This window comes from Tardiphaga sp. vice154 (assembly GCF_007018645.1).
Taxonomy (GTDB): Bacteria; Pseudomonadota; Alphaproteobacteria; order Rhizobiales; family Xanthobacteraceae; genus Tardiphaga.
Genome location: NZ_CP041399.1, coordinates 343,105 through 367,098, shown reverse-complemented (window position 1 = coordinate 367,098; position 23,994 = coordinate 343,105). Strand labels below are relative to the sequence as shown.

The 23,994-nt window shown below is 66.4% G+C and carries 21 protein-coding genes; 12 read left to right on the top strand and 9 right to left on the bottom strand.

Annotated elements, in window-relative coordinates:
* Position 1: 1 nt before the first annotated feature.
* From FIU28_RS01635 to dnaK, 4 genes are all read right to left on the bottom strand, one after another.
* Positions 2 to 580: an NADPH-dependent FMN reductase gene (locus tag FIU28_RS01635; RefSeq protein WP_143571363.1), complete on the bottom strand. Its 579-nt coding sequence runs from the start codon at positions 578 to 580 to the stop codon at positions 2 to 4.
* 220 nt (positions 581 to 800) lie between these two features.
* Positions 801 to 1,403 carry a class I SAM-dependent methyltransferase gene (locus FIU28_RS01630; RefSeq protein WP_143571362.1) on the bottom strand — a complete coding sequence of 201 codons (603 nt, stop codon included), beginning with the start codon at positions 1,401 to 1,403 and terminating at the stop codon, positions 801 to 803.
* Positions 1,404 to 1,495: 92 nt separating this feature from the next.
* Complete coding sequence (gene dnaJ / locus FIU28_RS01625; RefSeq protein WP_143571361.1) at positions 1,496 to 2,638, bottom strand: molecular chaperone DnaJ; 1,143 nt, start codon at positions 2,636 to 2,638, stop codon at positions 1,496 to 1,498.
* Between the two features lie 150 nt (positions 2,639 to 2,788).
* Positions 2,789 to 4,687 carry a molecular chaperone DnaK gene (dnaK, locus tag FIU28_RS01620; protein WP_143571360.1) on the bottom strand — a complete coding sequence of 633 codons (1,899 nt, stop codon included), beginning with the start codon at positions 4,685 to 4,687 and terminating at the stop codon, positions 2,789 to 2,791.
* A gap of 360 nt (positions 4,688 to 5,047) precedes the next feature.
* On the opposite strand from dnaK, the gene FIU28_RS01615 reads away from it, so the two are divergent.
* Positions 5,048 to 5,998, top strand: coding sequence for a hypothetical protein (locus tag FIU28_RS01615; protein WP_143575984.1), 951 nt, complete (start codon positions 5,048 to 5,050; stop codon positions 5,996 to 5,998).
* Positions 5,999 to 6,006: 8 nt separating this feature from the next.
* On the opposite strand, the gene FIU28_RS01610 is transcribed toward FIU28_RS01615, so the two are convergent.
* The gene (locus tag FIU28_RS01610) at positions 6,007 to 7,518 is read right to left on the bottom strand and encodes a hypothetical protein (RefSeq protein WP_143571359.1); all 1,512 of its coding nucleotides are present in this window, start codon (positions 7,516 to 7,518) and stop codon (positions 6,007 to 6,009) included.
* 135 nt (positions 7,519 to 7,653) lie between these two features.
* Here FIU28_RS01610 and pncA point away from each other — a divergent pair, with 135 nt between their 5' ends.
* Positions 7,654 to 8,367, top strand: a complete 714-nt coding sequence (gene pncA, locus FIU28_RS01605) for a bifunctional nicotinamidase/pyrazinamidase (protein ID WP_143571358.1) — start codon at positions 7,654 to 7,656, stop codon at positions 8,365 to 8,367.
* A 194-nt stretch (positions 8,368 to 8,561) separates the two neighbouring features.
* On the opposite strand, the gene grpE is transcribed toward pncA, so the two are convergent.
* The gene (grpE, locus tag FIU28_RS01600) at positions 8,562 to 9,155 is read right to left on the bottom strand and encodes a nucleotide exchange factor GrpE (RefSeq protein WP_143571357.1); all 594 of its coding nucleotides are present in this window, start codon (positions 9,153 to 9,155) and stop codon (positions 8,562 to 8,564) included.
* Positions 9,156 to 9,244: 89 nt separating this feature from the next.
* On the bottom strand, positions 9,245 to 10,333 hold the full coding sequence (gene hrcA / locus FIU28_RS01595) for a heat-inducible transcriptional repressor HrcA (protein WP_143571356.1): 1,089 nt from the start codon (positions 10,331 to 10,333) through the stop codon (positions 9,245 to 9,247).
* A gap of 156 nt (positions 10,334 to 10,489) precedes the next feature.
* Between hrcA and rph the strand changes: the two genes are divergently transcribed.
* The 3 genes from rph (at position 10,490) to hemW (ending at position 13,116) form a co-directional block, all read left to right on the top strand.
* A complete protein-coding gene (gene rph, locus FIU28_RS01590) occupies positions 10,490 to 11,215 on the top strand; it encodes a ribonuclease PH (protein ID WP_143571355.1) in 726 nt (241 codons plus the stop codon).
* A gap of 109 nt (positions 11,216 to 11,324) precedes the next feature.
* Positions 11,325 to 11,966 (top strand): RdgB/HAM1 family non-canonical purine NTP pyrophosphatase, encoded by a 642-nt coding sequence (gene rdgB / locus FIU28_RS01585; RefSeq protein ID WP_143571354.1) that lies wholly within the window; start codon positions 11,325 to 11,327, stop codon positions 11,964 to 11,966.
* Positions 11,956 to 13,116 carry a radical SAM family heme chaperone HemW gene (hemW, locus tag FIU28_RS01580; protein WP_210245508.1) on the top strand — a complete coding sequence of 387 codons (1,161 nt, stop codon included), beginning with the start codon at positions 11,956 to 11,958 and terminating at the stop codon, positions 13,114 to 13,116. The genes rdgB and hemW overlap by 11 nt, the downstream gene beginning before the upstream one ends.
* Before the next feature lie 54 nt (positions 13,117 to 13,170).
* Here the strand turns inward: hemW and FIU28_RS01575 are convergent, their stop codons facing one another.
* Positions 13,171 to 14,370: a penicillin-binding protein activator gene (locus tag FIU28_RS01575; RefSeq protein WP_143571353.1), complete on the bottom strand. Its 1,200-nt coding sequence runs from the start codon at positions 14,368 to 14,370 to the stop codon at positions 13,171 to 13,173.
* A 233-nt stretch (positions 14,371 to 14,603) separates the two neighbouring features.
* Here FIU28_RS01575 and rsmI point away from each other — a divergent pair, with 233 nt between their 5' ends.
* From rsmI to gshB, 3 genes are read left to right on the top strand one after another with little or no spacing between them, the layout of a single operon-like run.
* On the top strand, positions 14,604 to 15,551 hold the full coding sequence (gene rsmI, locus FIU28_RS01570; protein ID WP_143571352.1) for a 16S rRNA (cytidine(1402)-2'-O)-methyltransferase: 948 nt from the start codon (positions 14,604 to 14,606) through the stop codon (positions 15,549 to 15,551).
* Positions 15,538 to 15,960 (top strand): YraN family protein, encoded by a 423-nt coding sequence (locus FIU28_RS01565; protein ID WP_143571351.1) that lies wholly within the window; start codon positions 15,538 to 15,540, stop codon positions 15,958 to 15,960. The genes rsmI and FIU28_RS01565 overlap by 14 nt, the downstream gene beginning before the upstream one ends.
* A gap of 33 nt (positions 15,961 to 15,993) precedes the next feature.
* Positions 15,994 to 16,935 carry a glutathione synthase gene (gshB, locus tag FIU28_RS01560; protein WP_143571350.1) on the top strand — a complete coding sequence of 314 codons (942 nt, stop codon included), beginning with the start codon at positions 15,994 to 15,996 and terminating at the stop codon, positions 16,933 to 16,935.
* Between the two features lie 138 nt (positions 16,936 to 17,073).
* On the opposite strand, the gene FIU28_RS01555 is transcribed toward gshB, so the two are convergent.
* On the bottom strand, positions 17,074 to 18,108 hold the full coding sequence (locus FIU28_RS01555) for a sensor domain-containing diguanylate cyclase (protein ID WP_143571349.1): 1,035 nt from the start codon (positions 18,106 to 18,108) through the stop codon (positions 17,074 to 17,076).
* A gap of 174 nt (positions 18,109 to 18,282) precedes the next feature.
* On the opposite strand from FIU28_RS01555, the gene FIU28_RS01550 reads away from it, so the two are divergent.
* The 4 genes from FIU28_RS01550 (at position 18,283) to FIU28_RS01535 (ending at position 23,910) form a co-directional block, all read left to right on the top strand.
* Entirely contained in the window at positions 18,283 to 19,821 is a 1,539-nt protein-coding gene (locus FIU28_RS01550) for a YifB family Mg chelatase-like AAA ATPase (RefSeq protein ID WP_143571348.1), read from the top strand.
* 155 nt (positions 19,822 to 19,976) lie between these two features.
* A complete protein-coding gene (locus FIU28_RS01545) occupies positions 19,977 to 20,447 on the top strand; it encodes a hypothetical protein (protein WP_168202835.1) in 471 nt (156 codons plus the stop codon).
* Between the two features lie 161 nt (positions 20,448 to 20,608).
* On the top strand, positions 20,609 to 22,846 hold the full coding sequence (locus tag FIU28_RS01540; protein WP_246660831.1) for an ATP-binding protein: 2,238 nt from the start codon (positions 20,609 to 20,611) through the stop codon (positions 22,844 to 22,846).
* A gap of 119 nt (positions 22,847 to 22,965) precedes the next feature.
* Positions 22,966 to 23,910 (top strand): GNAT family N-acetyltransferase, encoded by a 945-nt coding sequence (locus FIU28_RS01535; protein ID WP_143571347.1) that lies wholly within the window; start codon positions 22,966 to 22,968, stop codon positions 23,908 to 23,910.
* Positions 23,911 to 23,994 lie beyond the last annotated feature (84 nt).

Sequence of the window (23,994 nt, the reverse complement as noted above, 5' to 3'; positions counted from 1 at the left end):
CTCACTTCATCTGCTGCGCGACATCGACCAGTTGCCGCAGCATCGCTTGCAGCGCGTCGATGTCGCCGGAATGTTTCAGCCGGTCACTGTCGTCATAGGCGTCATCGGCATGCGACAGCGCAAGCTGGTTCGGGATCACCAGCGCGCGACAGGACGACAGCACCAGACGCAGCGCCTGTAGGCAGCGTGTGCCGCCGAGCTTGCCGCTGGACGCCGCGGCGATCGCAAACGGTGTTTCGCGGTAGACCTGCCCGGGGGTTTCGCCGGAATCCTGCACGCGCGACACCCAGTCGATGGCGTTCTTCAACAGCGGCGGCAGCGAGGCGTTGTATTCGGGGGTGACAATCAGCACGCCATGATGCGCCGATATCATGCGCTTCAATTGGACCGCGGGCTTCGGCACGCCGGACGCACTCTCGAGGTCGCCGTCATAGATCGGCAGCGGGAAATCGCCGAGCGAGATTTTCGTGGCGTCGACATCGAGCCGCGCGAGCCCGTCAACGGCCGCCGCCGCCAGCCGTGCATTGAGCGAGCCGGTGCGCAGCGAGCCGGGAATCACGAGTATTTTCAGCGCAGCCATGGGTCCGATCGCATTCGCGGGGCAGGATTGAACTCGTAATCGATTGTTGAAGTCTGGCACCGCCCGTGCGCCCCCTCTCCCCATTGGGAAGAGGGCTGGGGTGAGGGGGCACCAGCCTATCGATAGTCCGCAACCCCTCACCCGGCCGGCTTCGCCGACCGACCTCTCCCTACGGGAGAGGTGACAAAACGTCGGCGCTGATGCCAATCAGCAACCAGAACTAGCCCTTGCGATACACCCAGACGCGGGCCGGCGGAAGGTTCATCCAGATCCGCTCGGACGCTTCTGTGGATACGCCGGGCAGGGTCTTGGGGATCGGCGGGGCCACCGAATAGGTGAACTGCACAAAGGGTGCGCCGGGCGACATCGCCGCAAAGGCATCGCGGATCAGCTTCAACCGCGTCATCATCGGCTTGGTCACCAGCGGCAGGCCGGAGACGACGGCGGCGGCCGGCTCTTTCAGGACCTTCCACAACGTGTCGCGCAGCGCATAGGCGTCGCCCTGCACCACGGTCGCTTCCGGATAACGCTCGCGCAGCAGCGCGCAAAAGGTGGGGTTGAACTCGACCAGCACGAGCCGCTTCTGGTCGATGCCATGGGCCAGCAGCGCGGTGGTGATGGCGCCGGTGCCGGGGCCAAGCTCGATCACCGGCCCCTTGCCATCCCGATCGACATATTGCGCCATGGTACGGGCCAGCACCTTGCCCGATGGCATCACCGCGCCCATGTGCAGCGGTTTTTCGATCCAGGATCTAAGAAACCGAACCTCATCGTCGAGACGGGGGGGTTTCTTCAACGCACGCGCGGACGATCGCTGTGGCATGTCGCTTCCAGGCGGTCCGCGGGACGGCGGATAGTCAGAATTTTGTCATACAGAGGTACAGCCCGCCGCTGACACGGTCAAGCATTGCGATCTCAGGAGCCGGCGCGAGCGCCGAAGAAGTCCTTGACCTTAGTAAAGAAACCAGCGGCTTCTGGTTGCGTTGCACCCGAAGAAAGTTTGTCGAATTCGGCAAGCAGCTCCTGCTGCTTCTTGGTCAGGTTCTGCGGCGTCTCGACCACGACCTGGACATACATGTCGCCCATCTGGCGCGAGCGCAGCACCGGCATGCCCTTCGACGCCACCCGGAAGCGGCGCGCCGACTGGGTGCCGGACGGCACCTTGACCTTGGTGCGGCCGCCTTCGATGGTCGGCACTTCGAATTCGCCACCCAGCGCCGCGGTCACCATCGAGATCGGCACGCGGCAATGCAGGTCGGCGCCGTCGCGCTGGAAGAAGTCGTGCGCGGCCAGTGACAGGAAGATATAGAGGTCGCCCGCGGGCCCGCCACGGGTGCCGGCCTCGCCCTCATTGGACAGGCGGATGCGGGTGCCGTCCTCGACGCCCTGCGGAATATTGACCGACAGCGTGCGCTCGCGCTCGACGCGACCCGCACCTTCACACGCCTTGCAGGCGTCTTCGATGGTCTGGCCGCGACCCTGACAGGTCGGGCAGGTGCGCTCCAGCGTGAAGAAGCCCTGCGCCTGACGGACCCGGCCCTGGCCGCCGCAGGTCGCGCAGGTCTTCGGCTTGGTGCCGGGCTTGGCGCCGGTTCCGGAGCAGACCTCACAGGTCACCGCGACCGGGATCTCGATCTGAGCGGTCTTGCCGGCGTAGGCCTCTTCCAGCGTGATTTCCATATTGTAGCGCAGATCGGCACCGCGCTCGCGGCCGCCGCCACCGCGCCCGCCGCGCTGTCCGGCCATGCCGAACAGGTCCTCGAAGATATCCGAGAACGACGAGGCAAAGCCGGTGCCGAACCCCGCGCCGGCGCCGCCATGTCCCTGCTCGAAGGCGGCGTGACCGTAGCGGTCATAGGCAGCACGCTTGTCGCCATCCTTGAGCACCTCATAGGCCTCGGCGATTTCCTTGAACTTGGCTTCGGCGGAGGAGTCGCCCTGATTCTTGTCGGGGTGCCACTTCATCGCCAGCTTGCGGAATGCGCTCTTCAGCCCCGCATCGTCGGTGGTGCGCTCGACTTCCAGGGATTCGTAATAGCAGCGCTTGATGGTGGACATCGATCAGATCGCCTTATTGGTCCTCATCGCGAGGAGCACGCAAACACTATGCGTCAAGCCAGATTGCATTCTGGGGCTTCACAAAAATGGCCCCCACCCGACGTGACGCATGATGCGAAACGGGGGCGGGAGCCATGATTTGTTCGCCTATCAGGCCGACTTCTTCGGCTTGTCGTCATCGACTTCCGTGAACTCGGCGTCGACCACGTCGTCCTTCGCCGCATCCTTGGCCGCGTCGGCCTCGGCCTGCTGGGTGTACATCGCCTCGCCGAGCTTCATCGACGCCTGCGCCAGCGTGCTGGTCTTGGTCTTGATCGCCTCGGCGTCGTCGCCCTTCAGCGCTTCCTTCAGGTCGGCCATCGCATCCTCGATGGCCTGGCGTTCGGGCGCGGCGACCTTGTCGCCATGCTCGGACAGAGCCTTCTCGGTCGAATGGACCAGCGCATCGCCGTGGTTCTTGGCATCGACCGCTTCACGACGCTTCTTGTCGTCGGCGGCGTTGGCTTCGGCGTCCTTGACCATCTTCTGGATGTCGGCTTCCGAAAGACCACCAGACGCCTGAATGCGGATCTGCTGTTCCTTGTTGGTCGCCTTGTCCTTGGCCGACACGTTGACGATGCCGTTGGCGTCGATGTCGAACGTGACCTCGATCTGCGGCATGCCGCGCGGCGAGGGCGGAATGCCCATCAGGTCGAACTGACCGAGCGCCTTGTTGTCTGCCGCCATTTCGCGCTCGCCCTGGAAGACGCGGATGGTGACGGCGTTCTGGTTGTCCTCGGCGGTCGAGAACACCTGGCTCTTCTTGGTCGGGATCGTGGTGTTGCGCTCGATGATGCGGGTGAACACGCCGCCCAAAGTCTCGATGCCCAGCGACAGCGGGGTAACGTCGAGCAGCAGCACGTCCTTGACGTCGCCCTGCAACACGCCGGCCTGGATGGCGGCGCCGATCGCGACGACCTCATCCGGGTTGACGCCCTTGTGCGGCTCCTTGCCGAACAGCTGCTTGACGACTTCCTGGACCTTCGGCATGCGGCTCATGCCGCCGACCAGCACCACTTCGCCGATCTCGGCGGCGGTCAGGCCGGCATCCTTGAGCGCCTTGCGGCACGGCTCGATGGTCTTCTCGACGAGGTCCTGCACCAGCGCCTCGAACTTGGCGCGGGTCAGCTTCATCGTGAGATGCTTCGGACCCGACGCGTCGGCGGTGATGAAGGGCAGGTTGATTTCGGTCTGGGTGGTCGACGACAGCTCGATCTTGGCCTTTTCAGCGGCTTCCTTCAGGCGCTGCAACGCCAGCTTGTCGGAGCGCAGGTCGATACCCTGCTCCTTCTTGAACTCGTCGGCGAGGTAGCTGACGAGGCGCATGTCGAAATCTTCACCGCCCAAGAACGTGTCGCCGTTGGTGGACTTCACTTCGAACACGCCGTCGCCGATCTCGAGAATCGAGACGTCGAAGGTGCCGCCGCCGAGATCGTACACCGCAATGGTGCCGGCCTTGGTCTTGTCGAGGCCGTAGGCCAGTGCGGCTGCGGTCGGCTCGTTGATGATGCGCAGCACTTCGAGTCCGGCGATCTTGCCGGCGTCCTTGGTGGCCTGACGCTGGGCGTCGTTGAAATAGGCCGGGACCGTGATGACGGCCTGATCGACCTTCGCGCCGAGATGGGCTTCGGCGGTCTCTTTCATCTTCTGCAGGATGAAGGCGGAGACCTGCGAGGGCGAATACGACTTGGCATCGGCCTCGACCCAGGCGTCGCCGTTCGATGCCTTGACGATCTTGTAGGGGACGAGCTTCTTGTCCTTCTCCACGGTCGGATCTTCGTAGCGGCGGCCGATCAGGCGCTTCACGGCGAAGATGGTGCGCTCGGGATTGGTCACCGCCTGGCGCTTGGCCGGCTGGCCGACGAGGCGCTCGCCATCGTCGCTAAAGGCGACGATGGACGGCGTCGTGCGCATGCCCTCGGCGTTCTCAATGACTTTCGGAGACTTGCCATCCATCACAGCCACGCACGAATTCGTGGTGCCGAGATCGATTCCAATGACCTTTCCCATGGTCCTCATACCCTTCTTTTTGCGGCAGGTTGGCTGGGCCCTGACGGCGCACCAATCCAGACCCCCAATAATCAAATGCTCGCGATATTGCGACGGTAGGCCTCATATAGGAGGGGGGGTGGGGGCTGCAAGGCACCCGACAGGCCCAAAGCCCATGAAACCATGACTCAAAGTGGAAATTAATGTGCCTGCCCCGGGCTGATTTACCTTGCCACGCGACCGATCGGCGCGGGCTGCGAACGGGAACGGTTTTGTGGCTTGATCTGTTGCTGGAACGGGGCGACCGTCGGCTGTCGGGTCCCGGCCCTGTGCCGCCATGCGGTTATGTCGATCAGCCTCCATAGAAACCAGCAGATCACCATGAAACATCAAGCGCCCCTGTTTGCCCTCGTCCTGATCGCCAGCGCGATCGGCCAGGTCTTTTCATCCGCGCGGGCCGCCGATCCGGTCTACCCGCGCGGCATCCGCGTCGGCATCACGCCGCTGGTCGGGATGGCCCCGGCCAAGGCCTTCGTCGGCTTCGAGACCTCCGACCAGGGCGTCAAGGTATTGATGACCGAACTGCCGGCCGCGGCCTTCGCCGAAGTCGACAATGCGCTGAAGACCAATCCGGCGGCCATGCCCGTCAAGCCCGAGGGCATCGAGACCGGCGCGGGCCGCGGCTACTACACCGTCGAGAACGCCAAGGATCCGACCGGGAATGTCCGTCGCTATTCGATGATCGTTGCCGGCCCCACCTTCTCCGGCTACGTCGCCGTGCAGGTGCCGGAAAACGCGATGCGGATCTACACCGACGAGGCAGTTCGGCAGATGTTTGCCTCCGTCACCGTGCGCAAGGACGTGCCGGTCGACGAGCAAATGGCGCTGTTGCCGTTCAAGGTCACCGAGATAGGCGAATTCAAGAATATACGAACGCTGCCGCCGGGCGGCGCCCTGCTGCTGGCCGATGCTGCGGACGAAACCAAAACCGAGGCTAGCCCCTATATCGTGGTCGGCACCGTCAGCTCCGCGCCGGAAAAGGCCGAAGACCGCGTTCGCTTCGCGCAGCAGGCGGCAGGGATGATCCCCGGCCTGCGCGATGGCCGCATCACGATGTCGGAGCCGATCCGGATCGACGGCGCGCCGGGCTTTGAGACCCGCATCGAGGCCATCAGCGGCAAGGACAATACCCCGGTGACCGTTGTGCAGTGGCTGCGTTTCGGCGGCAGCGGCGGCAATGCGATGCGTATCGTCGCCTCGTCGCCGCGCGACGAATGGCCGAAGGCGTTTCCGCGCTTCCGCGCCGTGCGCGACGGCATCGAGCCGCGCTGAATCTTGCATCAATCGCGTCGGGTGAGAATCGCGACGCGATTGACGGTGTCGGCGAGGCGATAGTCTTTCAGCAACAGCGCGACATCCGGATGCGCGGCAAGCCAGGCGCTGCCGCGGCCGGTGAGGTCATCGACCAGCACCACGGTGGGCTTCATCCGCCTTATATCCTCGACCAGCATCGCGCGTTCGCGCGAGGCATGGGCATCGAGCGCCGCTTCACGATCCGGCGACAAGGGCCCGTTGCGGCGCAGATAGTCGGCATAGGTCGCGACCCACAGGCCCTGCTGCCGCGACACCCACCTGCCGCCGAGCGCCCGGACCAAAGGATGGCCGATGCCCGGTTCGCCGGAGATCGCCAGCACCGCGGGATGCGGCCCGAGCCGCGCCACCGCCGCCTGCAGCGGCCGTGCGTCGAAGGCGACGTCGAACCACAGCATCGACCTGGCAAAGACGGCCGCCAGCAACAGCAGCGCCGCGCCGCGCCAGACGCGACCGAAACGACCATCCGGCACGTAAGCCGCCAGCCCAAAACCCAGGCCGAGCAACGCCAGCGCCAGCATCGGATAGGAATGATACGGCCAGCCCTTGCGCTGCAGCAGATAGACGACGGCAAACCCGGCAGAGCTCGAGAGCAGCACCAGCAGCGCCGCGCCGGACCGGCGGCGGCCAAGCAGTCCGGCCGCCAGGATCGCAATCGCCCACAATGACATCGCCGGCCGGTCGGGCATTTCCGATAGCGACAACCCGACCGGCAAATAGACGTCGCGCAGCAGCGGCAGGATCACCGTGACATATTCCGGATACAGCACGACCGTGCCGGCCAGATACAGCGCCGCAAAAGCCACGGCGAGCAGGTTCTCCGGCGTCGCCACCAGGCGCCAGTTGCGGGCATGAACACATGACGCCGCGACGGCACAGCCCAGTCCGATCCCGAATTGCGGCTTGAACGCCAGCGCCACCGCCGCGCCGAGCCCGCCGACCAGCACCGCCCACCTCCGCGGCGCCTCCTGCTGCATCCGCCGCGCAATCAAAGCCAGCATCGGCAGCAGCACGATGACCGCGATATGTTCGCGCTGCCCGAATGTCTGCGCCGGCAGGATCGCCAGTACCGCAAAACCAAGCCACGCCAGCGGCCAGCGCGGCAGGCCCTGCAAGACCGCAGAGGTTCTCAGGATCTTTGCGACGATGGCCAGGGATCCCAGGATGGCGGCAAACACCAGACCGTCGACGACGATCTCTGCCTGCACGCCGAGCGCCCCAGCCAGCCACACTGCCGGCAGATAGGCCAGCACCGCAATCGGCGGATTGGTCTCGATCACATCGACATAGAGCCGCCCGCCGGACAGCATTTTTCCGGCGGCGGTGAGCAACCAGCTCACATCGGTATTCGCCGCCACCGCATGGCGAAGCCACAGCGCGGCGGCGAACAGCAAGGCCAGCGCCAGCCACGGCAATACCGCGGCAGCGATGGCCGGATCCTTCCGCTTGGTGCGGGTTTCAGCTTCGATCTGGATGGTCATGGCGGCGTCCCGCGGAACTGTGAAAACGCTAGTGACGCGCCGTTAACAAGCTGTTGCGCCGCGCTGCAGGCCCGGCGATCTTTACGGCACCGCGGCGAGGTGATTTGCTGCGCTATCCGACAGGGGAGAGCCAGCATGATCGACAGACGTCAGCTTGTTGCAGGGATGGGCGCGGCCGCAGCATTGGCGATGGCGCCGAAGGCGCTGTGGGCCGCCGGCAAGATCAGCCTCGATCGCACCTCGGTGCTCTTGGTGATCGACGTGCAGAACTGCTTTCTGCCGGGCGGCAGCCTGGCGGTGAAGGACGGCGACAAGGTCGTCCCGGTGATCAACGCGCTGGCGAAGAAATTCCCCGACGTGGTGCTGACGCAGGACTGGCACACGCCGGGCCACGCGTCGTTCGCGTCAACGCACGCCGGCAAGAAGCCGTTCGAGACCATCGACCTGAAATACGGCAAGCAGGTGCTGTGGCCGGACCATTGCGTGCAGGGCACCGACGGCGCCAGCCTGTCGAAAGACCTCGCGATTCCGCAGGCCGGGCTGGTGCTGCGCAAGGGCTACAATAAGGACACTGACAGCTATTCGGCTTTCAACGAGGCCGACGGCCACGCCACCGGCCTCGCCAGCTATCTGAAGGCGCGAAAACTGCAGCGGGTGTTTCTGGCGGGGCTGGCCACCGATTTCTGCGTAGCATGGTCGGCGCTGGATGCCCGCAAGGCCGGCTTCGACGTCTATGTGATCGAAGACGCCTGCCGCGGCATCGACACGCAGGGCTCCTTGGCCAAGGCCTGGGCGGACATGACCAAAGCCGGCGTGAAGCGGATTCAGTCGGCGGATCTGGTGGGATAGAAGCTAAGTATCATCCCGCGCGACGGAGGCAATGCTCCCCTCCCCCTTGCGGGGAGGGGTCGGGGGTGGGGGTGTCGCGGGCGACGGCGCTTGTGGCCCCCCACCCGACCGGCCTTCGGCCGGCCACCCATGGCGGACGAATTCGTCCGCCAGACCGCAAGGGGGAGGGGAAGAAAGCACGCGTTTTGTAGCGATTACTCCGACGCGGCGGTCTTGGCGCCGCCCTTCGACACCGCGACCAGGGCCGGGCGCAGCACGCGCTCGCCGATCGTGTAGCCGGCCTGCACGACCTGCACCACGGTGCCGGCGGGCACCGACGTATCCGGCACTTCGTACATCGCCTGCTGGAAGTTCGGATCGAACTTCTCGCCGGCCGGATCGAATTTCTTGACGCCGTTCTTTTCCAGCGTGTTGTGCAGCGAACGCTCGGTGAGTTCGACGCCTTCGATCAGTGCCTTGATGCCGGACTCGGCCTGGGCCTTGGTCTCGGCGGGCAGCGCATCCAGCGCGCGCTGCAGGCTGTCGGCGATATCCAGCACTTCGCGGGCGAAATTGGTGATCGCATAGGTGCGGCCGTCGGCGATCTCCTTCTGCGTTCGCTTGCGCAGGTTTTCCATCTCCGCCAGCGTGCGCAGCATCTTGTCGCGCGATTCAGCGGCTTCCTTGGTCAAGGCCTCCACCGAGTTCGGCTCCGGATCGTCCGGCATGATGTAGGGCTTGGAGACCACCGGTTCGGCGGGCTGGGCCTGCTTTTCGGGATGCTCGTTGGACCCGTTGGAATCAGTCATCACGCTGCCTTCTCAAAAAACGCTCGAATTGTGGGGTGCTGCGCCGGATATCGTGGTTTGCAGGGCAAAAATCAAGCTTAACCAGCCGGTCAGCCGCCCAGCATGCGGCTGACGATGCGCGCGGCGTAGTCCACCATCGGGATCACGCGGGCATAATTCAGCCGCGTCGGCCCGATCACGCCGAGCACACCGACGATATGGCCGGCGCCGTCGCTGTACGGCGCGATAATGGTCGAGGAGCCCGACAGCGAGAACAGTTTATTTTCCGAGCCGATGAAGATCCGCACGCCCTCGGCGGTCTCGGCGCGGCCCAGAAGGTCGATCACCTCACGCTTGCTCTCCAGATCGTCGAACAGCGACCGGACCCGCTCGAGGTCCTCCAGGGCATGGAGATCCTCCAGCAGATTGGCCTGGCCGCGCACGATCAACTGGCGCTCGTCATTATTGCCACCGGACCAGCTGGCGATACCGGCGGAAATCACCTTCTGGGTCAGTTGATCCAGCTCGGCACGGTTCTGCGCCAGCGAAGTCTCCAGCTCCAGCCGGGCCTCGGCCAAGGTGCGGCCGCGAATCCGCGAATTGAGGAAGTTCGACGCCTCCGTCAGCGCCGAGGACGGCACGCCGGGCGGCAGCACCAGCACGCGGTTCTCGACCTGGCCGTCCTCAGCCACCAGCACCACCAGCGCCTTTTCCGGCTCCAGGCGGACGAATTCGATGTGTTTGAGCCGCGAATTGGACTTGGCGGTGAGCACCACCGCCGCGGCGCGCGTCAGGCCGGACAACCGCGTCAGCGCCTCGCCGAGCGCGGTCTCGACCGATTGCGGACGGTCAGCGGAACTGAGCTGCGCCTGGATTGACTGCCGCTCCGGCTCGGTGAGGTCGCCGACCTGCATCAGCGCATCGACGAAAAAGCGCAGCCCCAGCTCGGTCGGCAGCCGGCCGGCGGAGGTATGCGGCGCATAGATCAGGCCGAGCTGTTCGAGGTCCGACATCACGTTGCGGACCGAGGCCGGCGACAGCGGCACCGTGATCAGCCGCGAAATATTGCGCGAGCCCACGGGCTCGCCGGTAGCCAGGTAGCTTTCGACAATCTGGCGGAAGATCTCGCGCGAGCGCTCGTTGAGCTGGGCGAGGCCGGCATGCGGCGAGATCAGGCCGATCGGATCGTGATGGGCCAAGGGGCAACTCCTGTGATGGACCCTAATTTGTCGCTCCGGAGCCCGACTTACAAGCACCCATTGCAGCAGAAGGTCTGCGGCGCCCTTGCTGCCGCCGCCCCACCCACCTAAAAGCACGCCAACCTACGTTTTTAACGATTTGAGAAGGATTTTCCCATGCGGCCAAGCCGTCGTGCGCCCGATGAACTGCGCGCCGTGTCGCTGGAACGCGGCGTGGTGAAATACGCCGAAGGCTCCTGCATGGTGAAGTTCGGCGACACCCATGTGCTGGTGACGGCGACGCTGGAAGAGCGCTTGCCGCCATGGCTCAAGGGTCAGGGCCGCGGCTGGGTCACCGCCGAATACGGCATGCTGCCGCGCGCCACGCTGGAACGCACCCGGCGCGAGGCCGCCTCCGGCAAGCAGGGCGGCCGCACCGTTGAGATCCAGCGCCTGATCGGCCGCTCGCTGCGCGCCGCGGTCGATCTCGAAGCGCTCGGCGAACGCCAGATCACCATCGATTGCGACGTCATCCAGGCCGACGGCGGCACCCGCACCGCCTCGATCACCGGCGCCTGGGTCGCTCTGGCCGAGTGCATCGGCTGGATGAAGGGCCGCAACATGTTCAAGAACGGCAATGGCGACAAGGTGCTGCGCGACAACATCGCGGCGATTTCCTGCGGCATCTACAACGGCACGCCGGTGCTCGACCTCGACTACGCCGAGGATTCCGAGGCCGACACCGACGCCAATTTCGTCATGACCGGCGACGGCCGCATCATCGAGGTGCAGGGCACCGCCGAGAAGACGCCGTTCTCGCAGGACGAGTTTCTGGCGCTGATGGCGCTGGCGCAAAAGGGCATCGGCCGGCTTGTGGATTTGCAGAAGATGGCAGTCACCTGACTGCTGTAGCCCGGATGGAGCGAAGCGAAATCCGGGATTCCATTCACCCCATGCACGCTGGCCCCGGATTGCGCTTCGCTCCATCCGGGCTACGGACTAAGATTCTCCCATGGCCCAGCATCGCCGAATCACCGGCCGTCTCGTGATCGCCACGCATAATCCCGGCAAGCTGGCCGAGATGCGCGAACTCTTGGCGCCCTATGGCATCGAGGCGGTATCGGCCGGCGAGCTCGGCCTCGCCGAACCCGACGAGACCGGCGACACCTTCCAGGCCAACGCGGCCATCAAGGCGATTGCCGCAGCTAACGTCGCAAACCTTCCCGCCTTTGCCGACGATTCCGGCCTCTGCGTCGATGCGCTGGACGGCGCGCCGGGCATCCTTTCCGCGCGCTGGGCCGGCGAGAGCAAGGATTTCGCGGCCGCGATGGCGCGGATCGAGCGCCTGCTGCAGGAGCGCGGCGCCACCACGCCCGACCGGCGCAAGGCGCATTTCGTCTCCGCTCTGTGCGTCGCCTGGCCGGACGGCCATCTCGAGCAGGTCGAGGCGCATGCCCATGGCACGCTGGTGTGGCCGGTGCGCGGCGACGCCGGCTTCGGCTACGACCCCTCGTTCCAGCCCGACGGCCATACCCGGACCTACGGCGAAATGACCGCCATCGAAAAGCACGGCCTGCCGCCGCAAGGCCAGGGCCTGTCGCATCGCGCAAAAGCCTTCGTCAAACTCGCGGAGATCTGCCTTGATCCAAGCTGAGGGACTGCAGCCCGCCTTCGGCGTCTATGTGCACTGGCCGTTCTGCCTGTCGAAGTGCCCGTATTGCGATTTCAACAGCCATGTGCGGCATCAGCCGATCGACGAGGAGCGTTTTGCCCGCGCGTTCGAACGCGAGATCGCGACCACCGCGGCGCGCACGCCGGGCCGCGAAGTGACCTCGATCTTTCTCGGCGGCGGCACGCCCTCGCTGATGCAGCCGAAGACGGTTGGCGCCATTCTGGAATCGATCGGCCGCCACTGGCGTGTCTCCCCCGACGTTGAAGTATCAATGGAGGCCAATCCGACCTCGGTCGATGCCACGCGGTTTCGCGGCTACCGCGACGCCGGCGTCAACCGCGTCTCGCTCGGCGTCCAGGCGCTCGACGACGCCTCGCTGAAATCGCTCGGCCGGCTGCACAGCGCGCGCGAGGCGCTGGACGCGGTCGCGATCGCGCGCAGCGTGTTCGATCGCTATTCGTTCGACCTGATCTATGCGCGACCCGACCAGACCGCTGCGATGTGGACCAGTGAGCTCAAGCTGGCGATTTCCGAGGCCGCCGAACATCTGTCGCTGTACCAGCTGACGATCGAGGAAGGCACGCCGTTCTTCGGCCTGCACGCCGCCGGCAAGCTGAAGACCCCGAACGAGGACATGTCGCGCATTCTCTACGACGTGACGCAGGATGTCTGTGCACAGATGGGGCTGCCGTCCTACGAGATTTCCAACCACGCGCGCCCCGGCGCGCAGTGCAAGCACAACCTCGTCTACTGGCGCGGTCAGGAATATGCCGGCGTCGGCCCCGGCGCGCACGGCCGGCTTGATATCGACGGCCTGCGCCACGCCATCGCCACCGAGAAGCGCCCGGAGACCTGGCTGATGCGCGTCGAGGCCACCGGCCACGGCGTCATCACCGACGATATCCTCAACAGCGAAGAACGCGCCGACGAATTTTTGCTGATGGGGCTGCGGCTCGGCGAAGGCATCGACCCCGCGCGCTACAAGGCGTTGTCCGGCCGCGCCCTCGATCCCGACCGCATCCGCATCCTGCGCGACGAAGGCGCCATCGTGGTCGATGACAACGGCCGCCTGCGGGTGACGCAGGAGGGCTTTCCGGTGCTCGATGCGGTGGTCGCGGACCTGGCGGCGTAACTCGTTCTGTCAGCGACTCGCGTCCCCTCTCCCGCAAGCGGGAGAGGGAGCAACCTACGCCCCGAAACTCTTCGGCGAACCGGCCACCGATTGCCCACTACCGCTGGCCACGCGCATGACGGCGAGGCCGCGATCGTTGCTGCCGTCGGAGCGGAAGCGGAACAGGCCGTCGATGCCGGCGAAGCCTGAAGGATTGGTCAGCACGTCCGGCGCGAAGCGCGTGCCGCCCTGGGTACGCGCCAACGCGGCGACCAGCGCCACCGCGTCATAGGCCAATGTCGCGGTACGAACCGGCTCGGCGCCGAATTTGGTGCGGTAGCGGCCGGCAAAGGCGCGGAAGCCCGCCGGATCGGGCGCGGCATAGAGACCGCCCTGCAGCGACGCGCTGGCGAAAACCCGCGGATTGTCCCACAGGCCGGTGCCGAGCAACTGGATGTTGCGCAGATTGGCGCCGGCCGCGGTCAGCGCGTCGGCGGTGGCGACCACCGCGTCGCCGTCGTCGGCCAGGAACAGCGCGTCGGCCCCGCCCAGCGCCGCGGCAATGCGGCCCGCGACCGCCGAGCGGTCTGCGCCATATTTCTCGAAGGCGACGATGCGGCCGCCCTTGCGCGCCACGGCCTGCTTGAAGGCGGCTTCCACCACATTGCCATAGGCATTTTCCGGCAGCATCGCGGCGAAGGATTTCTTGCCGGTGCCGGCGGCATAATCGACGATGCGGTTGACGTCGGATTCCGGCAGGAAGCTCAGGAGATAGACGCCGCGCCCGGCGACGCTGGCGTCGGTCGAGAAGGCGATCACCGGCACGTTGCGGGCGCGGGTCAGATTGGCGGTCGCCGGCACCGAAAGCGCGAACAGCGGGCCTAGGATGATCTCGGCGCCTTCATCGAGCGCCTGCTGGGTGCCCTGCCCCGCGCCCTGCGCCGAGCCGGCATCGTCCTTGATCAGAAGCTGGATATTGGGATTCTGGAATTCCGCCAGCGCCATTTCGGCGGCGTTCTTCATCGATTGCGCGGCGACGCCGGCATTCCCCGACGCCGACAGCGGCAGGATCAGCCCGACCTTGACCTGGCCGGTACCGACGGCCAGCGGCTGCTGGGCCGGACCCGCCGGCGTGGCCGGACCGCCGAAACCGCTGGTCAGCGATGACTGCACGCCGGCGCAGGCGCCGAGCAGGGGGGTGCCGAGCAGCAGGCCGAGCGCCGTCCGCCGGGTCGCGCCCATGCGCGGGGTTATGGGAATGAACGGATCGGCCATCGCTGCTCTTCTCTTGGCCGACCGCGGTCGGCCATCCCCCGCCGCCATCGGAATGGCGCCGGATTCAGATATATTGTCGGTGATTAGTTAACCAAAACAAAAGCGTATGTTCAGCCCTACCCCGTAACCGTCCGTTTCTGGCATAGGGGAGATGAACGCCGGCATAATGGCCTCTTTCGGGCGGGCCACCGAGAGGGCTGCCTTTACCCGGCATTTCGCTCTACATTGCCGGGATGCATCCCACACCGCTTCCAACCACCCCGCCCGACGACGTCCCGGCCTCCGCCGGCCGGACCTTCGCCATTGCCGGCCATCTGCTGACCGCGCCGAAGGCGGCGCCCGGACTGCATCTGGTCGCCACCCCGATCGGCAATCTCGGCGACATCACGATCCGCGCGCTGGAGACGCTCGCCGGCTGCGACATCATCGCCTGCGAGGACACAAGGATCACGCGCCGGCTGACCGAGCGCTATTCGATCTCGGGCCAGCTCAAGCAATATCACGAGCACAATGCCGAACAGGCGCGGCCGAAAATCCTGGAAAAGCTGGCGCAGGGCGCCTCCATCGCGCTGGTGTCGGACGCGGGCACGCCGCTGATCTCGGACCCCGGCTTCAAGCTGGTGCGCGAGGTCGCCGCCGCCGGCTTCAGCGTGATCGCCCTGCCCGGCCCGTCCTCGGTGCTGGCAGCCTTAGCCGTGGCAGCGCTGCCGACCGACCGGTTTTTCTTCGAAGGCTTCCTGCCGTCGCGGCAGATGGCGCGCCGCGCGCGGCTCACCGAGCTGTCGCGAATCGACGCCACGCTGGTGATGTTCGATTCCGGCAACCGGGTGCAGGACACGCTGGCCGATCTCGCCGGCATCATGGGCACGCGCGACGCCGCGATCTGCCGCGAACTCACCAAGATGCATGAAGAGGTGCGGCGCGCCAAAATCTCAGAACTAGCTGCGGTCGCCGGCGAGCTGGAGACCCGCGGCGAGTTCGTGCTGGTGATCGGCCCGCCGGAGGCCGGCGCGCAGGCGATGACCACCGACGACCTCGACGCCTTGCTGCGCGCCTCGCTGCAGCATGACAGCGTCAAGGATGCCGTGGCCAATGCGGTCGAACTGTCCGGCCGGCCGCGCCGCGAGATCTATGCCCGCGCCCTGGAGATCCAGAAGGAAGGCGGCGATGGCGAAGACTGACGACGCCGCGCCTGCCAAGGCCGCGCCCAAGGTCAAGAAGGCGGCCGCGCCCGAGCGCGTCGCCGCGTTCAACACCGGCCTCTCCGCCGAAAGCCGCGCCGCGGCGATGCTGCTGGCCAAGGGCTATCGCATCCTGGCGCGACGGTTTCGCACCCCCTATGGCGAGATCGACATCGTCGCCCGCAAACGCGACCTGATCGCCTTTGTCGAGGTCAAGGCCCGTGCCACGCTCGATGAAGCCGCCTATGCCGTGACGCCGCGGCAGCAGGCACGGATCAGCGACGCTGCTTCGGCCTGGCTACAGGCCCATCCCGAACATGCCGAATTAGAGCTGCGCTTCGACGTCATGATGATTGCGCCCGGCCACCTGCCACGCCATCTGTTAGCGGCATTCGACGCCAGCTGCTGACCCCCGCCCCGATCACAACCCCGGACTGACCCCATGCCCTTGAACATCGCCGTCCAGATGGACCCCATCGCGCGCATCAACCACAAGGGCGATTCGACCTTCGCGATGCTGCTGGAGGCGCAGAAGCGCGGCCACGCGCTGTCCTATTACACCCCGGACCGACTGTCGCTGCGCGGCAATGATCTGGTGGCGCCGGTGCAGAAGTTGACCGTGCGCGACGCCGAAGGCGACTACTTCACGCTCGGCGAACCCGTCCGCACCGCGATGGAAAGTTTTGACGTGGTGCTGCTGCGGCAGGACCCGCCATTCGACATGGCCTACATCACTTCGACGCATCTCCTGGAGCGGATTCATCCCAAGACGCTGGTGGTCAACAATCCGGCGAGCGTGCGCAACGCGCCGGAAAAGATTTTCGTGATGGGCTTTTCGGATCTGATGCCGCCGACGCTGATCTCGCGCGACATGGAAGAGATCAACGCGTTCCGGAAAGAGCACGGCGCGGTGGTGATGAAGCCGCTGCACGGCCATGGCGGCGCTGCGGTGTTTCGCGTGCTGCCGCAGGACATGAATTTCGGCTCGCTCTACGACATGTTCGCCGTCACCTTCAAGGAGCAGTGGGTGATCCAGCGCTTCCTCCCGGAAGTGAAGCACGGCGACAAGCGCATCATCCTGATCGACGGCGAATTCGCCGGTGCCGTGAACCGCGTGCCGGCCGAAGATGATCTGCGCTCCAACATGGTGCGCGGCGGGGCGGCGAAAGAGACCGAGCTGTCGCCGCGCGAGCGCGAGATCTGCGAGCGCGTGGGACCCGCACTACGCGAGCGCGGTCTGCTGTTCGTCGGCATCGACGTGATCGATGGCCACCTCACCGAGATCAATGTCACGTCACCGACCGGCATCCGCGCCATCGCCAAGCTCGGCGGCCCGAACGTCGCGGCGAAGTTCTGGGACGTCGTGGAAGCGAAGCGTCGCTGAGTAGATCGCCGCCTCCCCCCCCTTCAAAAGGGGAGGGTGAAGAAGCAGCGTCATCGCAACGCCGATAAACGTGAATATGCGGGTACGCACGGAATCGGGAGCCGGTGGTCGTCCCGTCGCGGCGCACGCCGCGCCGCCTCAGGCGGCGTGAGGCTGGCAGGGTCGGCTGGCGCGCTGGCCGGAGCCGGGCTGGTGGATCCGGAACGTGCCGCGGCCGGCGTTCTTGGCGGCGTAGAGCGCGGCATCGGCCATCGCGAATAGCTGCGTCGGCGTGCAGTCGTCGACCATTGCGACGCCGACCGAGGCGCCGAGCTGCAGCGGGCGACCGCGAAACAGCACCGGGCGTTCCATCTCCGCGACGATCGCCGCGGCGATCTGCGATATATCTGCAAGAGAAAGCTGCGTTCCGAGCATGACGGCGAATTCGTCGCCACCGATCCGCGCCACGAGGTCAGCGCCGGCGCAGATGTCGCCGATGCGCTCAGCCGCCTCGCGCAGGCACTCGTCGCCGGCGGCGTGGCCGCAACTGTCGTTGACCGACTTGAACTCGTCGAGGTCGATCAAGAGCAGCGCACCGAATGGCTTGGTCGCCCGGATGGCGCCCAGTTCGGCCAGTTTCGCCTGAAACCGGCTGCGGTTCGCCAGCCCGGTCATGGCGTCGAACTCGGCGAGGTAGCGGTTGCGGTCCGCCATGATCTTCTCTTCGGTGATGTCCTGCTTCATGCCGAAGATCCGCACCGCGACGCCATCGACGCATTCCACCGTGGCGGTGATCCGGATCCAGCGCCGGTTGCCGCGGGGGGTGACGATCTCGGTCTCCAGGCTGAAGCCAGTGCGGTCCTCGATCGCCTGGTTGCGCGCCTGGCTCAGCGCGCGCAGCGACTCCTCCGGATAGCATTGCAGCGTCACGGCGCGGTCGAGCGGCGTGCCGCGCTCCTGGTCGAAGAGATCGTAGACGACGTCGGTCCAGACCAGCGATTCATCGGCCAGCGTGCATTCCCAGACCCCGATCCGGGCCGCCTTGGAGGAACGATCGAAGATCTTCTGGCTGTGCGCGAGCGAGGCGGCTTGCTCGGCAATCAACGCGTTCTGCGCCGCCAATTGCTCCCGCAGGGAAGCAATCAGCTCGGCGTCACCGGCGGTATCCGAAGGCCTGGGCAATGGATCGGACATTTCAGTAGGGCTTCAGGGAGGTGCTATTGTCCGGCGAGCGTCGCATGGCCGCTTTAACAAAATCTTTACAAAATGATCGCGCGACTCCGCGCCGCACCAATCTCTGAACGTTCACTCAACGTTCTTGCCAACCCGCAACCTTCGGTTACTATTGCCTTGGCTGGGGAGCTTGAGATGGTACAGCGCGTATCTACCGTCGCATTCGAGGGCATCGAGGCCCGCGCCGTCGACGTTCAGGTCCAGGTCGTGCCCGGCCTGCCAAATTTCCTGATCGTCGGGCTGCCGGACAAGGCAGTGTCGGAAGCGCGCGAGCGGGTGCGGGCGGCGCTGGTCGCCTCCGGGCTGGCGCTGCCGGCGCGGCGCATCATCGTCAATCTGGCGCCGGCGGATCTGCCGAAGGAGGGCAGCCATTACGACCTGCCGATCGCGCTCGGGCTGATGGGCGTGATCGGCGCGATTCCGGCCGACGCCCTGGCCGGCTTCACGGTGCTCGGCGAACTCGGCCTCGACGGGTCGATCGCGCCGGTCGCGGGCGTACTGCCGGCGGCGATCGGCGCCAATGCGCGCGACGAGGGCCTGATCTGCCCGGCCGCCTGCGGCGCCGAGGCGGCGTGGGCGAGCCCCGATATCGAGATCATCGCGGCCTCCTCGCTGATCCAGCTCGCCAACCATTTCAAGGGCACCCAGGTGCTGTCACGGCCACAGCCGAAAATGTATGAGCGCGAAACCGCGCTACTCGACCTGCGCGATATCAAGGGCCAGGAGAGCGCCAAGCGCGCGCTGGAAATTGCCGCGGCAGGCGGCCATCATTTGCTGATGGCCGGCTCGCCCGGCGCCGGCAAGTCGATGCTGGCGGCGCGATTGCCGTCGATCCTGCCGCCACTGTCGCCGACCGAATTGCTGGAAGTATCGATGATCGCCTCGGTGGCCGGCGAGATCAAGGACGGCGCGCTGACCGCGCGGCGGCCATTCCGCGCGCCGCACCACTCTGCGAGCATGGCCGCGCTGACCGGCGGCGGCATGCGCGCCCGGCCCGGCGAAATCTCGCTGGCGCATCACGGCGTCCTGTTTCTCGACGAACTGCCGGAATTCGATCCGCGCGTGCTGGATTCGCTGCGCGCGCCGATGGAGAATGGCGAGGTCGCGGTGTCGCGCGCCAACCACCGCGTCACCTATCCCGCGCGCTTCATGCTGGTCGCGGCGATGAATCCGTGCCGCTGCGGCCACGCCTTCGAGCCGGGCTACGCCTGCCACCGCGGCCGCATCGAGCGTTGCACCGGAGACTATCAATCGCGCATTTCCGGGCCCTTGATGGACCGCATCGATCTGCGCATCGAGGTGCCGGCCGTGACCGCCGCCGACCTGATCCTGCCGCCGCCGGCCGAAGGCTCCGCCGAAGTGGCCGCCCGCGTCAAAGCCGCGCGCGATATCCAGGCGGCGCGCTATGCCGCGGCGGGGCTGAGGAACATCCGCACCAATGCGACGGCACCGGCCGCGGTGCTGGAAGCGGTGGCGCAGCCGGATGCGGCGGGGCTGGCGCTGCTGCGCGATGCCGCCGTCACCATGAAACTGTCTGCGCGCGGCTATCATCGCGTGCTGCGCGTCGCCCGCACGCTCGCCGATCTCGACGGCGCCGACATGATCGGCCGGCTGCATCTCGCCGAATCGCTGTCGTACCGCGCGCTCGCCGACGATTCCCGCCGCGCGGCGTAACGCCGGAACACGCGACCTGTGGAATGCACCACCGCTTGCGAGGGCAACCCGATCGAGGTTGAGGCGGAGTTACCGTCAACTCGATGGTAACGAGTTTCCTTTACGCTTCGCTCACCATAGCCCGCATTTCCGGGGCCAAGGGCGAGTGCCGCGTCATGTTGCGTTTGAAGATTCTGGCTTCCACCCTTCCGCTGCTGCTGGCCGCGGTTTTTGCGCGCAGCGATTTCGCGGCCTCGCATCCCTGTATCGCCACCGCCGAAGGCTCGGTGCAGCTGGCGACCGTGCCGTGGCAGGCGGCAAGCTACGTCGCCTTCACCGACGATCCCGGCCAGGCGACCGTGCGGGTGCAGATCGTCGACAGCGCCGACGCCGCAGACTTTGCCATGGTCGATGATATCGACAGCGCGGATGCGGGCGCCTGCGCCGTCACCGCCGCGACGCGCTTCATCGCGATTTCCCCGGCCATCGCCGCAACCGCGACCGCGCCGGTGATCTATCTGTCCGGCGACGGCGACGCCGACTACCGGATCTTCGTGCAGTCCCGCAGCTTCACGCCGCGCGATGCCGCGGCCCTGATCGTCGCCGCCCGTGCCGGCCACGGCCGGATGGCGCAGGCCGCGCTGTAGCCCGTTAGCCAATCGCTAACCACCCTGTCATCGGTTGGTAGCGGCGGCTGCGCTCCGCAAGCACTTGGCAAGGTCATCCGCCCATTGTCCCCAAGTCCGTGCGCCGTGTCCCGCGTGCGCGCGGAGGCCGGCCCATCGATGCCGGCAGGTGGGGTGGATCGGTGACAGGACGGGTTTTTCGGATCAAGGCTCGGTGGCGCCGCTTTGCGCGACGCCATCCCCGGCTGGTGGCCGCGGTCCGCAGCTTCCTGATGTTCTCGGCCGCGTTCGGTGGCGCTTATGGTTTCATTGCCGGCAGCACGGCGGAGAATTCCGGCTACGATCCGCACGCTTTCGCGATCGGCGCGAGCTTCCTGTTCGCGGTCGCCTGCGTGGCGCTGGCGACCTTGAGCATGAAGCTGCGCTTCATGGCGAGGCGGCTGCGCCTGCTCGCGGCACATAATGAATCGCTGGTCGATCGCAATTGGGAACTGCAGGAAGCCGAACAGCACGCGCGCTATCTGTTCGAGGCGCAAGGCGACCTGATCGTAATCCGCGACTCCAACGACCGCATCAGCTTTGCCAACGACGCCTATTGCAAGCTGGCGGCGCGGTCGCGCGACGAACTGCTCGGCAGCGCCTTCACCATGGATGTGCAAGAGCAGGGCGAGCTTGCCACCGAGCCGAACGGCACCCGCATCCACGACCAGAAGATCGCGACTGCGCAGGGGTCGCGCTGGATCGCCTGGCGCGAAGGCCTGGTGCGCGCCGATGCCGGTCAACCCGCCGAGCTGCAATGCGTCGGCCGCGACGTCACCGATCGCACCGAACGCAAACGCGAGATCGCCGAGGCCCGCGATCTCGCCACCGCCGCCAACCATGCCAAATCGCGTTTCCTGGCGATGGCCAGCCACGAAATCCGTACACCGCTGAACGGCATCATCGGCATGAGCGGACTGCTGCTCGACACCTCGCTCACGCCGGAGCAGGCGACCTACGCCCGCGCGGTAAAGACCTCGGGTGATGCGCTGCTGGCACTGATCGAGGAGCTGCTGGACTATTCCAAGATCGAGGCCGGCAAAATCGACCTCGAACATCGCCCGTTCCAGCTCGCCGCGCTGATCGAGGACATCACCGAACTCCTGGCGCCACGCGCCCAGGCCCGCGCGCTGGAGATCGCGGCCTATGTCGACGAGCGGCTGCCGCTGCAGGTGATGGGCGACGCCGCGCGGCTGCGCCAGGTGCTGCTCAACCTCGCCGGCAACGCCATCAAGTTTACCTCGGAGGGCGGCGTCGCGCTGATCGTCGAGCGAGGCGAGCTTCCCGGCGAAATCAGCTTCCTGGTTCGCGATACCGGCATCGGCATCGCGCCGGAGGCGCAGCAGCGCATCTTCCGCGAATTCGAGCAGGCCACCGAAGCCACCGCGCGAAACTATGGCGGCACCGGGCTCGGCCTCAATATCAGCGAGCGTATCGTCAAACGAATGGGCGGCCGCATCACGCTGCAAAGCGAGCCCGGCGTCGGTTCGACCTTTGAAGCGTCGATCCCGCTCGCGGCGGCCACCGAGGGCGACGCCGCCCCGTTCGACGCGCCGGACCTTGCAGGCCAGTCGGTCCTGCTGGTGGCGCCGCAAGGTATCGAGGCCGCGCTGACCGCGCGGCGGCTGCAGCGCTGGGGCGCCCAGACCTGCCTGGTGTCGGATCTCGCGGTGGCGCAGGCATTGCTGCCGGAGCGGCCGTGGCACGCGATGCTGATCGACCGGGCGCTGGGCCCCGCCGAGGTCGAGCGCCTCGCCGCCGCAGCTACCGTCCATGCGGCGCAGCGCATCGTGATGTTCACCCCGGCGATGCGCCACGAATTGCCGCCCGCCGAGGCCACCGCGCTGACCGGCTACCTCGTCAAGCCGCTGCGCGCCGCCTCGCTGGCGGCACGGCTGACGCTGCAGGCCGATCCCGCGCCGCCTTCCCTGATCGACGATCCCGCCCCGGTCACGGCGACCGCAACGCCCACGGCGCCGAGCCTGTCGATCCTGGTCGCCGAAGACAATGAGATCAACGCGCTCTTGATGCGCGCGCTGCTGACGCGGCTCGGGCACCGCGCCCTCATCACCAGCAATGGCGAAGACGCGCTGCAAGGCTGGCTCGCCGCGCAGAGCGACGGCACGCCCTACGACCTCGTGCTGATGGACATCCAGATGCCGCGGCTGGATGGCATCGAGGCGACGAAACGGATCCGCGCTTGCGAGTCCGGCGAAGGCCGGCGGACGCCAATCCTGGCGCTGACCGCCAACACCCAGGCCGAGGACCGCTCGGCCTGTTTCGAGGCCGGCATGGACGGCTTCCTGGTCAAGCCGCTCGACCGCGACAAGCTCGCCCTCGCGCTGGCCGAACTGGCGATAGCGCGGCCCGTGGCGGCGTAGTACCGCGCGCCGTCACATGCCGTTGATGCTGCCGTCATACGGCTGTTCAGCCGGCGTGATGTTGCTGTCCTGAAGGCCGCGCCGACGTGATTCGGCAGTCGCGGCCACGAGGAATGGCCATGCACGGCGACCAGACGACGCCCGCGAAATCCGGCTTCATGCAGATGCTGCGGCCTCACACCATGGGCGCCGCCGCGCATAGCGCGATCACCTGGTTCAAGCCACCGCTTGGTTTTGCATCGCCGATCCGCTTTCCGCACCCGCCGGTGTCGCTCGGCCGGATGGGACCGCTGGAAGTCCGCCTCGCGCAGGACAAGCGCGACGTCAAACGCGCCCAGAAGCTGCGCTACAAGGTGTTCTACAAGGACGGCAGCGCGATCGCCGACGCCGCCGCGATACTGGCGCAGCGTGACAAGGACGCCTTCGACAAGATCTGCGACCATCTGATGGTGATCGATCACGCGGCGAAGCCGACTCTGTCCGGCCGGCAGCCGGTGGTCGGCACCTATCGCCTGCTGCGCCACGAGACCGCGATCAAACATGGCGGCTTCTACACCGACAACGAGTTCGACCTCTCGGGCATGATCGAGCGTCACGCCGGCCTGCGCTTCCTCGAACTCGGCCGCTCTTGCGTGCTGCCGCGCTACCGCAACAAGCGCACCGTCGAGCTGTTGTGGCAGGGCATCTGGAGTTATGTGAAGCAGAACCACTTCGACGTCATGATCGGCTGCGCCAGCTTCGAGGGCACCGACCCGGACCGCCTGGCGCTGCCGCTGTCGTTCCTGCATCACCACGCCCGCGCTCCGGAAGCCTGGCGCGCGCGGGCGCATCCGCAGCGTTACGTCGAGATGAACCGGATGCCGAAAGAGGCGGTGGACGCCAAGGCGGCGATGCGAATGCTGCCGCCGCTGATCAAGGGCTATCTGCGGCTCGGCGCCCATATCGGCGACGGCGCGGTGATAGATCACCAGTTCGGCACCACCGACGTGCTGATCGTGATGCCGGTGGCCGCGATCGGCGCGAAATATATCGAGCATTTTGGCGGCGAGGCGAGGGCGGCTTAAAAACTGTCATTCCGGGGCGAGAGCAGCGTCAGCTGCGAGCGAACCCGGAATCTCCTCGTGGGACGATGAACATGCCGGGATTCC